Source organism: Streptococcus fryi, assembly GCF_053206505.1.
In genome coordinates this window covers 21,302-37,647 of record NZ_JBRUGW010000003.1, presented here as the reverse complement: position 1 = coordinate 37,647, position 16,346 = coordinate 21,302, and the positions used below count along the sequence as shown (strand labels likewise).

Annotated in this window: 15 protein-coding genes; 1 reads left to right on the top strand and 14 read right to left on the bottom strand. The window is 36.5% G+C overall.

The annotated features are described in order from the left end of the window. Positions 1 to 170: 170 nt before the first annotated feature. The 3 genes from ACVRZH_RS01645 to ACVRZH_RS01635 are packed head-to-tail and all read right to left on the bottom strand — an operon-like array spanning position 171 to position 3,285. Entirely contained in the window at positions 171 to 2,117 is a 1,947-nt protein-coding gene (locus ACVRZH_RS01645; RefSeq protein ID WP_447453585.1) for an FtsX-like permease family protein, read from the bottom strand. 1 nt (position 2,118) lies between these two features. Then, complete coding sequence (locus ACVRZH_RS01640; RefSeq protein WP_447453584.1) at positions 2,119 to 2,871, bottom strand: ABC transporter ATP-binding protein; 753 nt, start codon at positions 2,869 to 2,871, stop codon at positions 2,119 to 2,121. 27 nt (positions 2,872 to 2,898) lie between these two features. Beyond that, positions 2,899 to 3,285, bottom strand: coding sequence for a NisI/SpaI family lantibiotic immunity lipoprotein (locus tag ACVRZH_RS01635; protein ID WP_447453583.1), 387 nt, complete (start codon positions 3,283 to 3,285; stop codon positions 2,899 to 2,901). A gap of 179 nt (positions 3,286 to 3,464) precedes the next feature. On the opposite strand from ACVRZH_RS01635, the gene ACVRZH_RS01630 reads away from it, so the two are divergent. Continuing rightward, positions 3,465 to 3,986, top strand: a complete 522-nt coding sequence (locus tag ACVRZH_RS01630) for a PASTA domain-containing protein (protein WP_447453582.1) — start codon at positions 3,465 to 3,467, stop codon at positions 3,984 to 3,986. Between the two features lie 72 nt (positions 3,987 to 4,058). Here the strand turns inward: ACVRZH_RS01630 and ACVRZH_RS01625 are convergent, their stop codons facing one another. The 11 genes from ACVRZH_RS01625 to ACVRZH_RS01575 all read right to left on the bottom strand — a co-directional run bounded on the left by ACVRZH_RS01625 (position 4,059) and on the right by ACVRZH_RS01575 (position 16,338). Next, positions 4,059 to 4,334 (bottom strand): bacteriocin immunity family protein, encoded by a 276-nt coding sequence (locus tag ACVRZH_RS01625; RefSeq protein ID WP_447453581.1) that lies wholly within the window; start codon positions 4,332 to 4,334, stop codon positions 4,059 to 4,061. Between the two features lie 28 nt (positions 4,335 to 4,362). Next, positions 4,363 to 5,697, bottom strand: a complete 1,335-nt coding sequence (trmFO, locus tag ACVRZH_RS01620) for a methylenetetrahydrofolate--tRNA-(uracil(54)-C(5))-methyltransferase (FADH(2)-oxidizing) TrmFO (protein ID WP_447453580.1) — start codon at positions 5,695 to 5,697, stop codon at positions 4,363 to 4,365. Positions 5,698 to 5,840: 143 nt separating this feature from the next. Further along, on the bottom strand, positions 5,841 to 7,100 hold the full coding sequence (locus ACVRZH_RS01615; protein ID WP_447453579.1) for a DUF2130 domain-containing protein: 1,260 nt from the start codon (positions 7,098 to 7,100) through the stop codon (positions 5,841 to 5,843). Positions 7,101 to 7,129: 29 nt separating this feature from the next. Next, positions 7,130 to 8,089 carry an aromatic acid exporter family protein gene (locus ACVRZH_RS01610; RefSeq protein ID WP_447453578.1) on the bottom strand — a complete coding sequence of 320 codons (960 nt, stop codon included), beginning with the start codon at positions 8,087 to 8,089 and terminating at the stop codon, positions 7,130 to 7,132. Between the two features lie 100 nt (positions 8,090 to 8,189). Next, positions 8,190 to 8,975, bottom strand: a complete 786-nt coding sequence (locus tag ACVRZH_RS01605; RefSeq protein WP_447453577.1) for a TraX family protein — start codon at positions 8,973 to 8,975, stop codon at positions 8,190 to 8,192. Between the two features lie 270 nt (positions 8,976 to 9,245). Then, positions 9,246 to 10,631, bottom strand: a complete 1,386-nt coding sequence (locus tag ACVRZH_RS01600; RefSeq protein ID WP_447453576.1) for an ABC transporter ATP-binding protein — start codon at positions 10,629 to 10,631, stop codon at positions 9,246 to 9,248. Further along, positions 10,628 to 11,323, bottom strand: coding sequence for an energy-coupling factor transporter transmembrane component T (locus ACVRZH_RS01595; RefSeq protein WP_447453575.1), 696 nt, complete (start codon positions 11,321 to 11,323; stop codon positions 10,628 to 10,630). Before ACVRZH_RS01595 ends, ACVRZH_RS01600 begins: the two co-directional genes overlap by 4 nt. Further along, positions 11,320 to 11,916 (bottom strand): MptD family putative ECF transporter S component, encoded by a 597-nt coding sequence (locus ACVRZH_RS01590; RefSeq protein ID WP_447453574.1) that lies wholly within the window; start codon positions 11,914 to 11,916, stop codon positions 11,320 to 11,322. The genes ACVRZH_RS01595 and ACVRZH_RS01590 overlap by 4 nt, the downstream gene beginning before the upstream one ends. 21 nt (positions 11,917 to 11,937) lie before the next feature. Then, positions 11,938 to 13,602 (bottom strand): ABC transporter ATP-binding protein, encoded by a 1,665-nt coding sequence (locus ACVRZH_RS01585; RefSeq protein WP_447453573.1) that lies wholly within the window; start codon positions 13,600 to 13,602, stop codon positions 11,938 to 11,940. Further along, a complete protein-coding gene (locus tag ACVRZH_RS01580; protein ID WP_447453572.1) occupies positions 13,592 to 15,370 on the bottom strand; it encodes an ABC transporter ATP-binding protein/permease in 1,779 nt (592 codons plus the stop codon). Before ACVRZH_RS01580 ends, ACVRZH_RS01585 begins: the two co-directional genes overlap by 11 nt. Before the next feature lie 188 nt (positions 15,371 to 15,558). Next, entirely contained in the window at positions 15,559 to 16,338 is a 780-nt protein-coding gene (locus ACVRZH_RS01575; protein ID WP_447453571.1) for an HAD-IIB family hydrolase, read from the bottom strand. Between the last annotated feature and the right edge of the window lie 8 nt (positions 16,339 to 16,346).

Sequence of the window (16,346 nt, the reverse complement as noted above, 5' to 3'; positions counted from 1 at the left end):
AAGAGTCTCAGAAAGATCGTCATCTCATAAAAACGATATCTCTGACACTCTGAAAATCTTGATTAGTTAAGAATTCTTGTTCTAGAAAGTATTTTTACACCTTTAACAAACAAAGATCCCTAAAGTTATGAAAAACGCTGAAAGTGTTGTATCTGAACTCAGTTCTTAAGTTAGCGTTCAATAATCTTAAAGTAGGTGCGACTGGTTAGACGATAGATGAGATAGTAAATAAGGATAACCAATACAATCACAATGGCACTAACCGTATAAACTGTCGTCGCACTAGTCACTCCAAACATGAGCAACATTTGGCGCAACATGACAATGGCAAATAGAAAATGCACAATTGCCATGACAAGTGGCATAAAGAAAACCAATATGGTTTGAGAATTGATGGTTTTCTTGACAGCTTGTGCTGACATGCCTACTTCTTGTAAAATCTTATAGGATTTTTTATCTTCATGCCCTTCTGAGTACTGCTTATAGTAGATAATTAAGGCAGCTCCCAGTAAGAATGAAATGCCTAGTAAGAAACCAGTAAAGAGGAAGCCACCAACAAAACCAAGAACATCATGTTCATAACTCTCTCGTAGCATGTAGTAAGCACTAACCTCATCGGTGTCTAAGACAATGTCTCCGTCTTGACCTGCTGATAAGGTCTGCATGACCTCTGGTGTCACATCTGCAAATAACGTCATCTCATATTGACTATCTTGTGTATGACTTACAAAATGCTCAAGGACTTGGTCGTTACTCACAACAATGACAGTTCCAGCAAAAGTTTGTATTAAATCAGGGAAATAAAGGTTATCAGAATAGCTGACCAGTTCATAGTCCTGACCAACGTAGGTCAGCTTGTCAGTAATAGACTTGTTATCTGGTGTATAAAAGATAATTTGATTGTCCGCCAACTGAGGCAAATCATTACCTAGACGTCTCATATCCTCTTGGGTGACAACATAAGTATAAAGAACATTAGGGTAGTCAGGGTTGGCTAAATTCTCTTCTGTAATCTCCCAATGTTGATTTGTTGGAGCATTTACGGTCAATTGAGATGATTTGTAGCTAATGGTATCTTCTAAAGACTGATTAAGCTTAGTGACAAAGCTCTCATCAATAGCTTGCTTAATGGCTGACATATCTTGTCCACGATAGACCATTTTGACTGACTTTGGAAAAATCTGGTCAGTTTTACCTATCATATCCGTATATAGACTGGTCGTTGTTGCGATAGTCACAAAACTCATAATGGCTAAAAGAGTGATATTAGCAAGTCCAACAGCGTTTTGCTTCATTCTGAAGAGCATTTGTGAAGTGCTGATAAAATGCTCTGGTTGGTAAAAATAAGCCTTGTTGGCGCGGCGTTTTTTCAAATACCAACTAATAAAGCTAATGTAAAAGAGATAGGTGCCGATAATAACGAAGATAACAGCCGTAAAAAATCTAAGAAGAAGACTGGCTGATTGGATATAATGTGAAGTCACAGATAGACCATATCCAGCTCCTAATGAGATAACGCCTAACAAGGCAAGAAATACGTTACCCTTTGGCTCTTTTTCTCCTTTTTCCTGACTTCTAAATAAAATGAGTGGTGACGATTTACTAATGATGAGAACTTCAATAATCAGCAAAAAACCAAAAATCGCTAAAAAAAGTACGGCAGTCAAAATAAAGGCTAGAGGATTGAGCGTAAACTTGAGATCATCAAATTGGATTAATTTGATAAAAAAGAGATAGCTAAGATTTGAAAATACAGCACTTAAAATGGAGCCGATGAGAACAACAAGGATATAGGTGATTATTAACTCAATACTTGCCACAACAGAGACTTGTTTCTTATTCATTCCAAGCATATTATAAAGTCCAAACTCTCTGCTACGTTGTTTCATCAAAAAATTATAACTATAAGTCGCCATGATAAAGGCAAAAATCGTTAAAACCGTAATAGCTAAGCCTAGTGTCATTGTTCCACTCTGCATGGTTTCAGAAACAGGGCTCAGCATGATCAGCTGAGTAGAACAAATCAGCATAAAGAGAACTAAACTGGATAGTATAAAAGGCGTAAAAATACCAATTGAATTTTTGATATTATTGATGGCTAATTTGAGGTAAAACATGTTATTCACCTCCTAGAAGAGCTGCCATAGACAGAGAAATGTCCTTACTAAATTCACCATTGGCTTTATTACCACGATAAAGCTGATGGAAAATACGACCATCTTTGATAAAGAGGACACGATTAGCATGACTGGCAGCATTGGCAGAGTGGGTTACCATCAGAATGGTTTGCCCTTCGTCATTGATTTGCTCAAACAAATGGAGCAAGTCTTCTGAATTGCGGTAATCAAGGGCTGCGGTTGGTTCATCAGCTAGGATAAGTTGCGGGTGTGTAATCAGACTACGAGCGATCGCAACCCGTTGTTTTTGACCTCCTGACAATTCAAAAGGACGTTTTTTCAAAAGATCGGAAATACGCAATTTAGGTGCGATAACAGCTAATCGCTGTTCCATCTCCTTAATGTCAGTACGCGATAAGACAAGTGGCAAATAAATATTGTCACGGACGGACAAAGTATCTAACAGGTTAAAGTCTTGGAAGACAAAACCTAAGTTACGCAAACGATAATCTGCTAATTGACCATCCTTAATTTGGGTTATATCTTGTCCCCCTAAAACCACATTACCATTTGTGGGCCTATCTAACGTAGCTAAAATATTCAAAAGCGTGGTCTTACCTGAACCGCTTTCTCCCATGATGGCGATAAACTCACCCTTCTCCACTTTAAAGTCCACATCTTGTAAGGCACGAGTTTCCTCTTTTGAAAAACGAGTGCGATAAATTTTTTCCAAATGATTAATTTCTAAAAACATATGAAGCTCCTTTTTATAATTGATGTATTAATAGAGTTGAATAGCATTATCTAACGACATTGTGGGTTGATAAAGCGTGGTTGTCCCATTAGCTTGAGATTTCTCAACAACTAAATAATAATTATCCTGAATACCAATCACTAACTGGTGGTGATCATCCCACATCAAACCATTATAAGCAATAGAAACCTTCTCTTGACCTGTATCTACAAACTTCAGCTTCCAGAAAGCAACTTCTGAACTGGTCAGCGATTGTTCAGAAATCGTTTCTTCTGTAACAAGATATTCACGTCCCTGATATGTAAACGTATTAAAGCTGTTGTCGTCAAAAAGGACTTCGTCTTGTCTTTTTTGACAAGCTAACAGGCAAAATATTACTCCTATGCTTAATAAAAAGATGGCCGCTTTTCGCATAATCATCAACTCCTTTCTTGTACTATTATTATAAGTCAAAAAGGGTACCTATAATCTTACAAAATAGAGATAATACCTTACAATTTTGTAAGAAAAAGACTAAAAACACGAGCAAACATTGGAGTTTGAAAAACCTTTTTGCTATAATCAAATCATTACAGAAAAGAAAAGAGATTAAAATGGTTACTCAAAAAAAAGGTCTATTTAAAAAAGCAGGTAAGGCACTTGGTACCGTAGGAAATGTACTTGGGATTTTAGATGCTGTCAATATTGTCGATAAAGTATCGGGACACGCAGCTCCTATTATTGATAAGGCAGTCGAACGACACTACGACTTGAAAAAAGAAATGATTACCGTTCAAAATTTAACTCATCTACCAATCGAACAAGCGACAACAATATTAGAAAACCTTGGTTTTATCGTTGTGCCTATCTTATTAAAACCCGATAAGAAATATGCTTCAAAAACCGCTGATGAGGTCATCACAATGGTGCCAAAAAGTGGACAACTCAAGCAGGGTTCCGTCATCAAATTATACTACATTAATCAAGATAATTTATCAGCCAGCCAAGAGCTAATGGCTGAGCAAGAGCGTAAAACAAAAGCATTCATTCAGAAAATGACTGATGGCCTAGCCGCTGCCAAGCAAGCTATTCCAAAACAAAAACAAACGCAGCCATCAGAGGATGATCATCAATAGTGAAAAGGCTTAGAATCAGTGTTAAAACCTGATTTTAAGCCTTTTCATTTATTTTTACTCTAGAATTGCATTTTAATCTGTTCGCCCAAGATAAACATCAATAGGTGATTTAGCAGTTAGTTGATACAGGTCAATCAATTCTTTTGGAGCATTGATACCCAGTTGATAATATCTGATTTCCCTGACAAGAAAGGTATTTAATTTCATAGCTGCTAACGGAATATTACCATTATCATCTATCACTTTGGCCGTTTCAATCAGAATAGCCTTTAACTCATCGGTCAAAGTCAGATGATGGCGATTATACAAGTCTGAAATCCTTTTTTGTAAACTCACTTTATCAATCATAGGCACTTCTCCATCACTTAAAATAGCTTTACATGTTAATGTATGGCTCCAAATCACTCAAAGCACGTTCTGCAATACGTTCATAACGTTCTTTTTTATCACGAATACGTGGGCCTTCTAATTCTTTGATAATGCCAAAGTTGACATTCATCGGCTGGAAATGTTTACTCTCAGCGTGTGTCACGTAGTAAGGTAAACTACCGATAGCTGTTGTTTCAGGGAAGACAACTTCTTCTTCCTGTTTAAATAATTTAGCTGCATTGATGCCAGCAACTAAACCTGAAGCTGCTGATTCGACATATCCCTCAACACCTGTCATTTGACCAGCGAAAAAGAGATTTGGATTAGCTTTAGATTGGAAAGTTTGTGTCAGTAGATTTGGTGAATCCATGTAAGAGTTGCGATGCATGACACCATAACGGACAAAATCAGCATTTTCAAGACCTGGAATCATTGAAAAGACACGCTTTTGCTCGCCCCATTTCAGATGCGTTTGGAAGCCTACAATATTAAATAAACTACCTGCTGCATTATCCTGACGTAGTTGCACAACAGCGTATGGCGTTTTAAAATCGCCATCACGTTTACCTTCATAATCTTCTGGATACTCCAAACCAACAGGTTTCATTGGGCCATAAAGCATAGTTTTAATCCCTCGTTTTGCCATAACCTCAATCGGCATACAACCTTCAAAGTATTTCTCTTTTTCAAAGGAGTTTAAAGGGGCTTCTTCTGCTTCTGTTAAGGCATCATGGAAAGCCATAAATTCTTCCTTGGTCATCGGACAATTGAGATAGGCAGCTTCTCCTTTGTCATAGCGGGATTTTAGATACACCTTCGACATATCAATACTTGATTTGTCAATGATAGGAGCTGCTGCATCATAGAAATAAAAGCCCGAACCACCATTTAAGGCATGGATTTTTTCTGCTAGAGCATCCGAAGTCAGAGGACCAGTTGCAATGACTGTAATCGTATCTTGAGGGATTTCAGTAATCTCTTCACGAATCACTTCAATCAGTGGATGATTACTAACAAGGTCAGTTACCATTTCAGAAAAACCTTCTCTGTCTACTGCAAGTGCGCCACCGGCAGGAACACGAGTTGCTTCAGCTGCCTTCATAATAACTGAATCTAGACGACGCATTTCTTCTTTCAATAGCCCTACGGCATTGGTCAATGAATCACCGCGTAGGGAATTGGAACAAACTAATTCAGCAAACTGATTTGTTTTATGTTGTGGTGTTGCTTTAACACCACGCATTTCATAAAGTTTGACCGGGATACCACGTTTGGCAATTTGATAAGCTGCTTCTGAGCCAGCCAAACCAGCACCAATAACATTGATATAAGATTGAGACATGCACTAATACCTCTTTGGATAATGTCTTTCATTATCCTCAAATCTTTCTATTTTTATTAACGTTTCATTCTACCATAAAATCATGGAAAAAGATAGGCACCGACATTTTGCATATTTTAACTGATGTAAAATAAATCTGTGACTTATTCAGACTCCTTCAAAGCATCAAACTTTGCTTTCATGGTTGGGTTTTTGCGTGTCAGGCGTTTGACGGACACATCATCTAGCTTGTTATTGGCAAGACGTAATTGATTTTCAGAAGTTGTCAAAAACTTCTTAACTTCTTCCATACGACGAATGGCTTTGTCAATCTCATCAATCGCTTTTTGGAAATTATTGCTAGCTGAGTGGTAGTTCTTAGCAAAGGCATTTTTAAAGGCTTCTAAATCTTCTTCAAAATGAGTAATGTCAATATTTTGCTCTTTCACCAATGCTAACTCTTGTTTGTATTGTAAGGTATTCAGAGCAGCATTACGCAGTAAACCGATGAGTTGAATGAAAAACTGAGGTCGCACAACATACATTTTATCGTATTTGTGACTAACATCAACAATACCGATATTGTAATAATCATTATCGGTTTCTAACATGCTGACTAGAACCGCGTACTCACAGTTTTTTTCGCGTCTATCCTTGTCTAACTCTTTGAAAAAGTCCTCGTTCTTATGTTTTTTGACGGTTTCATCAGCTTCATTTTTCATCTCAAACATGATTGAAAGGATTTCAATACCATTGTCGTCGGTTTCACGGTAAATGTAATCTCCTTTTGAACCACTATTTGATACAAGATTATCTTTTTCAAAGTAGGCATTTGGAAAGGCTAGGTGTCTGACCTTGTTAAATTCGTTTTCAGCGTATAATTCTAGACTTTCACCGATAGCCTTCGTAGATTGCTGAGCCTTGAAATTTTTATAAAACTCAACTTGTTCATTGGCTGCCTTTAGCTGTAAAGCATGTTCCTGTTTAACAGTTGATAGCTCTAGGGCTTGTTTTTGTTCCTGTAAAGCTAGGGAGGTCTTGATAGTATCTCTTTCTTTTTCGACTTTACCAAGAATATGTTGCCACTCCATATCTTTTTCAAGAGCCAATTTATCCATTTTGGCTTTAAGAGCTGTGAGTTCCTGCTCTTTTTTAGATAGAGCTACTGCTAAATCAGCTTGTGCTTGATTAGTAGATTGGTCTAATTGACCTTGTAAGGTTAAGATAGCCATATCTTTATCAGCTAGTTGACGCTCCAAATCATTTTTAGCTTTTTCTTCTAATAGAGCTGTCTCACGCGCCAATCGCTCATGAATTTCTTTATCAAATTCAATACCTCTGACTTGTGATAGCAACTGGCCATATTCTGTTTCATTAACCTGAAATGCCGTCCCACAATGAGGACAGGTAATATGATGGTTCATCGTCTCTCCTTTGGACTTTGTATAAGTGATTACTCCTCTATCTGATAATCACAGTAAAAATCAACCTTCATCTGAATGAAGAGTTTCATATCATTTAGCAATTGAAATAAAATAGCTCGATTCTCAAACTCCTGACGTGTCTTTGGCAGTTCTCTTTGTCTAAATGTCACCAAGAAGTCATCAATGGCTTCTAACTGCTCCAAACCTGAATTTTCCTGACTGAGCTCGTAAGCGACTTCTTGAAAGAGTTGCGCCAAGATAATACTTTCAGGCGTTTTTAGGGCGAGGCGATTGATAATTTCAGCCATTTGTCTAAGCACCCTGTTTTGTTCCATTCGCATTCTAAAATAATGAACATGATAATCTGTCGTTCTAAACACCTGATTATGACGTTCCAGATAAACAACCTCAGCTGCTTCTTTGAGTGTCTTATCAAATTCGTTGATTAAGAAACCATTGTTAGAGCCGTCACCTTCTTTCAAAAGCAAGCTAAAGCGTAACATAATATCCTTCAATTCCTTTTCAACTCGAACATGGTAGTAATCTATTTTAGCTTGATTTGATGACATGTAGCTATTAAACAGCAAAGCCATTCCAGCTCCGATAACAAAGAGAAGTAATTCATTTTGTAACACGCTGACATCAATCGATTTATCTAAATAAAGATGAGTAACTAAGACACTACTCGGTGCTATTCCAGCTTCTAAACGCCAATAATACGATAACGGAACAAAAATCAACAAGTAAGCTGCTAGAGACCACAATTCAAAACCACCAATTAAAAACATCAAACAGCCTAAACCTAATGCTAAAAGTGTTGACATGAAACGCTTAAAAGCGAGTTTAAGCGAACTGCGTCTCGTATTTAAAATGCTAAGCAAGGCAATTATCCCTGCTGATGTCGCATAAGTCAAGTGTAAAAAATCCGCTACAAATATAGCTAGTATCGTCGCTAAAACCAACTTCATGGTTCGCTGAAACAGTGACATAAAGCGCTCCTTTTCTTTATACTTCTTACATCATATTATATCATAGTTAGCTTATAATCATAAAACCCCAACCTCTTGGATAAAAAGGTTGGGGAAGAGATTATAACAAAGAGCTGATGATATAAATGATAACAAGATGTATTGGATATGCAAAATAGAAAAGATATTTTTCCCATTTAGCCCCCTTAACACCTTTTTGTCCATTATATAACCAAATCATTGGTAAAGCGATAATCTGCATAAATTGATTATCATAAGTCAAGTGTTGATATAAAGTTTGATACTCATGCCCATAGTCATAATAGCCAATAATAGCTTTGACAAACCACAGTAATGAGGTTACCAGTAAAATGCCGATAACATAAGATTTTTTATTTTTGAACCAAGCAAATACAATCGCTAAAGGTAGTAATTCAAGCCCACCTTCGCTCATCATAATGAATGGCAATAATAAGATAAACCAGACAATCACACTGTATTTTCGGAACTTCTTTTCAACTTTAAAGCGGTCAATAAGGATAAAGACCACAAAGAATAACATCAAGGTTTGAAAAATATTATGACCACTCCTCAGATAAAAGAGGTCAAAATTTCCCGTGACAGGATGTACATAGTGACCAGTAATCAGATTTTTACTGATATTAATACCGTACATAATGAGAGTGCCTAGTAATAGACGGTTAAAATAAGCTTTTTTATTCTTAGTGTAACGATAGCCTTCTGCCATCATATACAAGAATATAGGAGCCACAAAACGTCCAATCCAACTAAACCAGAGTGGAAAGCCTAGCTCTGAACCAAAATACGTATTGATATGATCAAAAATCATACCGAGTAAAGCGATTAGTTTCAACTGAAACCCTGTTAAACCTATTTGTTTTGTCATGATAAACTCCTTAATTTAAAAGAATAATGTCGCAAAAATGTATAACATATAGAGCAGAAAGTAATTGATATTGTTTTAAAAACATAAAAACATCTTTTATGAAGATATGTAACCATTTTACCATTTTTTTACAAGAACAACCTTACAATTTTGTAAGACATTTCTAATCAGATAAAAAAGTTTAAAATAACTCTAAAATGCGTTAAAATTAAACGTTTTTGGTTATTATTTAAGTTTTTGAAATGACTTAGTAAGAATACTTATGTCTCCTTATTCCAAAACAGCTCTCAAATCGATAACAGCGTCACAGGCTTCTGCTATTAACTCTTGGTCATGTGTAATGACAATAATAACTCTGTCTTTAGTTTTGAGTTTTTTGAGCAGGTTTGCAACTTGTTTCATTTGTTGGTAATCCAAACCTGATGTTGGTTCGTCAAAGATATAGATAGACTTATGTGCTAATAAACTGTTTGCAATTAAGACCCGCTGTTGCTCACCACCAGATAAACTCATGGGGTGTCTGTCCAGTAAATCCGACAAACCAAGTGTATTTACTATTGTTTTAGCTTCCTGAACATCATGGTTATGCGTTCCTAGTTTAATTTCCTTATCAACACTTTCTGAAAATAATTGCAGACGAACATCTTGCATAACAAAACTGGTATGTCTTAATCTATCCTTGTCTGATAAAGGTCTATTAAATAAACTAATGGTCCCATCTGCGTGTGCCAAACCAGATAGGATATGTGCCAGAGTTGATTTTCCTAAACCATTTGGACCAACTAAAGCGACAACTTTATTTGCAGGAAACAACAGGTGTTTGATTTGACCCAAATAGCTGTCAGCAGTCCTCAAGGAAAGAGTTGTGATTAGCAAACCTTGTTCTTCATGACAGAATTGTGTTAATTTTTTCTGCTCTTGGTTAAGACTTCTCAAGCCTAATTGAGCACGTGTCTGATTGTCAAATGATAGCCATTCTTGTTTTGACCATTCATGTGTCAATCGTCCCTTATCAATATAGAGATAACGGTCAGCTAGTTCCTTTAAAAAATCCAGTCTATGTTCTGCGATAATCACAGTAATTCCTAATCTTTTGAGTTGTTTGATATGCTGAGCTACTTGTTTTATACCAAGTTCATCTAAATTGGCTGTCGGCTCATCAAGTACAAGTAATCTAGGACGTTGCATCATAGCCGTAGCCATTGCAATCCGCTGTCTTTCACCACCAGAAGCAGTTAAGAGATTTCGTTGTAAAAGATGTTCAATACCGAAGAATGCTGTTGTTTCAGCCAATCGTTTTTGAATGAGTTCCTGTATAAGACACTGATTCTCGCAAGGAAAAACTAATTCATGTTCTACAATTTTATGAAAAAATTGCGTGGCAGGATTTTGAAAAACTGTCCCAACTTGCTGGGATAAAACCTCAACACCTTTTTCACCAATCATGGTATCTCCAATTCTACAATAGCCCTCTAAGCTTCCCTCATAATATTCTGGGATAAGGCCATTCAACAATCGGATAAGGGTGGTTTTGCCAGACCCAGATGGACCACATAGGACAACACACTCTCCTTCGGTTACTATCAGTTCATCAATCACCAACGATGGCTTATCCTCTTGAGGGTAACGAAATGCTAATGAACGAATCTCAATCATACACGTGTTACCCCAAACTGAATAGCAATCACACAAACGCCCATTGTAGCTAATAATAGATCATCCCTCCAAGACATCTGATAATGCTTGTAGGACGTTTTTCGAGGATTAGAAGAGATGGATTTAGTTAAGCTAGCTACCGTTAAATCCTGAGCTGTCCTTGTTGCACTCATCAAAAGGGGAACTGTAACATATTCAAAAAATTGCATAGGATGACAGATAACATCACTCGCTTTTATAAAAATCCCTCTCAGCTTTAAAGATTGTCTAATATGCTTATAATCTTCTGGAATCGTTGGCAAAAATCGAAACATTACGGCTAACACTAATAATAAGGGTTCAGGGAAATGCCATTTACGCAAACCTACCATAAATTCATGAACACTTGTTGTTGCTAATAAATAGCTGCCAGCCATAAAACAAGGTAACATCAATCGACCACCTACAGCTAGCATAGACAGTAAGGTAACCCATTTCCCAGACAGAGATGATACGACATAAGTATCAAGCAACCATAAGACACTAAACAGGATGGAATAAAGGATTCCTTTTTTAGTTTTCCCTGAAACCACAAATAGTAAAATCAATAGCCCTACAAATCCCAATTCATAAAAAGCCATAGCTCTCGTCATCAAGAGGTAATTAGCAAAACAGAGCAAGAGGACTTTAGTTCTAACATCAAGGACACTCATAAGCTAACCATTCCAGCTTTTGCAAAATGTTTTTTGACCAAAAACTGTCCAAACAAACCGCCAACTAGGCCTGCAAGAGCGATTAAACTAAATAGCCATAATACATTACCAAGTGTGAAATCAACCATAACAGTTGAAATATAAGTCATGTCTTTGCCTTTTTCTAATAAGCGATTGATATAAGCTTCTCTCATAAACCACATAAGAATAATAGGACCTAAATTACCAAATGAAAAAACGATATAGGATAATAGGTTTATAGAAGCTTTTTTATAATCACCAATCTTAGCAATCATATCACCTAGGAAACCAAACAGTAGGCTTGGCACAAACGACAGAATAAAATGACCAGATAAAAAGAAGAAAATAGCCATAACTGAGCCTACCAAAAAAATGGCTCCGAATTTTCTCACTTTAGCAATCAAGAGCATATAAACCGTTCCATTTAACAAGGCAGCAAATACTGGGGCATACATCATATTACCAGAATGTATGAGCAATACACCTAGCAGAGTACCGAGACCTACAAAAAGAAAGTAAAGAGCGGCATAAACACCAATAGTCATTAAATCTTTAATTGTTAATTGTTTCATAATGCATATCCTTATTATTGATTATTTGATTTTGATAAGACGTTTATTGTCAACTCTATAAATCTCATCAGCACTAGATACCGTACTATCACGATGAGAAATCAAGAAAACATAACCCTTACAATGCTCACGAATAACTTGTAAGAACGAAGCCTCATTCAGAGAGTCCAAATGACTCGTCGGTTCATCAAAAATATAACATTCTGCTTTCTTTAGTAGCGCTCGTGTCAATTCCAACCGCTGCATTTCTCCTGCTGAAAATAAGGGGTGTTCGGTCTTAATTCGAGTATCAAGTCCATCAGGTAGTGAAAGTATTCTATCTTTTATACGACACTTTGCAGATGCATCTAAAATCTCATCATCACTAATTCCAGTTTTTCCTAACAACAGATTTTCTCTTAAGGTTTGTGAAAAGAGTTGTGGGTGTTGCGGGATATAGGCAATTTGTTCTTGAACAGAGTGACCAGAGAAACCATTGATTGTGGTATTATTGAGGAAAACTTCACCATGATTGACATTGTACCAACGCATGATTAGTTTCATTAAACTACTTTTACCAGAACCAGATGGTCCAACTAAGCCAATGATTTTATTTTTATCAAAACGCACACTCACATTATCGTAAATCAGATGTGAACGGTTATCATAGCTAAACGAAACGTTATTAAAAACAATATCCTCAATAGGTTCCTGTAATTGAGCTCCAGAACGATCAAGCTCTGGCTCCTCTAACAAGGTGTATACTTGATTGGCTGCATTGATGGCACGTTTAAATCCTAAAGGAAGACGACTCAACTCCAAATACGGTGCAAAAGAGGTGCTAAAAACAATAATCACTGTCGTCATGTCTAGCAGACTGATTTGGTTTTCTTGATAATGCCAGAAGGCAAGGCTAGTAACCGTCATGATAGATAGACCAACTAAAAAGAACGTCGCTGTTAATTGATTATGATTAGCCACTGCTACCTTTTGCTCGATAGCGTTCACGGATTGGCTTTTATCCTCTAATTGTTCAAAGTAAGCTTTGGCTTGATTAAATTGCAGTAATTCTTTCATACCTTTCAAGCTATCCGAAAAAAGAGACAAATAATCGCGTCTTTTTTCTGTTTGCCTTTTTAGCAACGGTTGCAATCGTTCTGCAAATACTTTCGGTAGGATAACTGCTAGTCCTAAATAAGTCAAAAAAGCAACTAGCGCAATAAAACCAGATAAACGAAGGTAATAAACCATCAATATCAGTGTTGTTGTCGTAGCTGTCAGAATGGGAGGCAGGGTATGGGCAAAGAAAACCTCCATAGCTTCAATATCCTCACCAATCATCTTAAGTAAATGACCGCTATCTTGTCTGTCTAATTTTGCAGGTGTTAACTTGACTAATTTAGTAAAAACCGCTTTTCTAAAATCTGCCAACGTTCTAAAGGCAACATAGTGACCAAAATAATGTTCACCGTATCTAAATAATCCACGTGATAAGGCAAGCAATATCAAAGTACCCAAGTAATACCAAGCAATTGTTTCACCTTCTAGTGCTTGCCACGCGAGATGAACAAGTAAAGCAGGAATGAGTAGGGTCACTAAAAAGCCCATCACAGCAAAACTCACCGCAATCAAAATATGAGGAATGAGATGTCTTACTGATTTAGTCATGGTTTTTGCTAATTGCCATGTCGTCAAACTATGATTCATGTAACAGTTCCTCCAATTCCTTTTGAGTATTAACTAAGGTTGCAAATGCCTGATTAGTCGTCAATAAATCATTCGGATTACCGATATGAACCTGATGATTCTGATCAAGGAAAATCACTTGGTCAGCTTTTAACACCTGCTTCATCTTATGAGAAATAAAAATAACTATTGCTTCAGAAGATATTTCTTTAATAGCATTAAAAAGAACGATTTCATTTTCGCCATCGACACTAGATGTCATCTCATCAAAGATATAAACTGGTCTTTTAGCCAATAAGGCTCTTGCTAGAATAATCTGTTGACGTTGACCAGGCGATAAGAGAGAGCCATTTTCACCCACTTTTGTATCTAAACCTTCTGGGAGGTCTGTTATAAAACTTAACAAGTGATATCTATCAAGCCATGACAACACTTCACTTTTGGAACGCTTTTGACCTAAAATGAGGTTATCGTAAATGGATTGGTTAAACAGATAACTCTCTGGAGATACTAAAACAATGTTTTCTTCCAGACTTTTTAATGAGAATGACGATATCGGACGTTCATCCAAAGTAATGCTTCCTGAATCGACTTGTAAACGGCCCTTGAGCAACTTTGCTAAAGTTGTCTTACCTAAACCACTCTCACCAGCAATTGCAAACATTTGTCCCTTACGAATAACCGCTGATAAATGATTGAACAAAGTAGCATCACCATAGCCAAAAGTCAGATCATTAAGCTTTATCGTATTGACATCTCCTATCTCTTCTGAAGCATGATAGTGACTTGATACTTCAGGGGAATTGACGGAGTCCAAAAAGGTGTAAATCCTATCAGCCATTTTTGTATTCATCATGACTAAATGCATACCGTATCCCATCTCTCTGATAGGAGCAAAAAATTCTGCCGCAATAAGAAGAAAGAAAACCATGCCAGCTAAGGTTAACTGCCCTTTTGATAAGGCTAGTACGGCGAAAAAACCGGAAATGCCAACACCTAAGTACATGATACCATCCATATAACCGACTGCTTCTAATTGAAAACGTAATAAACTCATTGTGGATTGACGAAATTCTTCTGCTTTTTGAGCGAAGGTTTTTTCATATGTTTCGGTAGCACCATAGGTATACAAGGTGTTCAAACCTCGCAAATTATCGACAAATAAATTACCAACATCCATGTAAGTTGCCCAATAATGATTCATAATCTGTTTTGAACGTTTTTGCATAGCGACAATAGATATAGGAATCAGTGGCAAGCTTAGTAAAAAAATTAACCCTCCAAGTGGAAAAATAAAGGTAACTAAAAGCAGAACACTTGTACAGTTGAGATAAACTCTTAAAGCAATAGAGAGATAATAGTGGTAATAAGTATCCAAACTATCAATGCCTTGAGAAGCCACCGTCATCAAGTCAGCCATTGTAAATCGCTCATCAAACTCACCTGAGTTAGCCTCAAACGTTGTAAAAAACCGTTTTTTCAACTGATTTCGAGCATATTGTGAAGCTAAACCTTGATAACGGCGTGCTAACATTGAGAAAATATAACCAGATAGTGATAACACAGTCATCGTTAGAATAAATGGCATTATCGATATCTGTTGTCCTAAATAAAGCATATATATAGCTTGTGAAATCAGATAAAAGGAAATAACCCTCATCAAAAATTGTAACCAAGAAAGGATAGCCCCTTTATAGAGACTTGATTTTTCAGGACCAATCTCAGCCTTAAGACGCTTAAGCAAGTAGCGCTTTTTTTCTTTGGAAATACGTTCTTGACCTTGTGACATAACTCCCACTTTCTAATGATAATTGTTCTAAAAAAGCCTTGTCTGACAAGCTTTCAAGGCTTTTCAATACTCTAATATTATAGCACAAAAGAAAGGGGTTTCAAATATTTTCTTAATTTTTTCATAAATGATAATGATTATAAAAAAGAAACTGGCTAAAAGTATACCAGTTTCTTTTCGTGTTCAGTTTAGCGAGAATTTGTTGCAAATTGTTCAAATAACGCCTTTATTTTGGATAAAATAAGTTCTTCAGTACCTTCTTGGATAAGAATTTGCTCATCTGCATATTTACGAAGAGGTTTATAGTTTCCGATTTGTACAGCATAGAGAGCTGCTTTAAATAACTCTTTGTCATTTTTATCATTGCCGAAAACAACAAAATCAGCGCCGACATGATCCATAACTGAAGCTGCCTTATTGATATCTGCTGGAAGAATATAGAGACATTTTTCATTTTCGTTATAGCTAATCGCTATCTCTCCTAAGGCAGTTAAATCATCACAGAGGTCAGCAACCAACTCCTCATGATCACCCATATAAAGGACAACTTTAATGACTTCTTGCAATTCTGATAACTCTAATCGTTTCCCTTTACCAAGAACATCTACAGTTTTAATAAAAGGAATTTTTTCAGGAATATAAGCACTGTAATTAAAATTATCATCGATAAAGTAAGGTAGGTTGTAGCGTTGACTCCAAGTCAGCAAGTCATTGATAACCTTTTTTGAGATATGTTGTTCGTTTAGGAGTTTTCCATTTTGGTAAACAACTCCTCCATTTAAAGCAATAACCAGATTTTGGCTTAGTTGCTCACCTAAAAGGCTTATGACATCTCTATAAGAACGAGCTGTCGCAAAAATCACTTCATGACCTTGATTTTGAGCATCTAACAGACAGTGTTTCAACTCATCAGCTATTGTTAAGCCATCAAAACACAAGGTACCGTCTATATCAAATACAAATTTCATAAGTATCT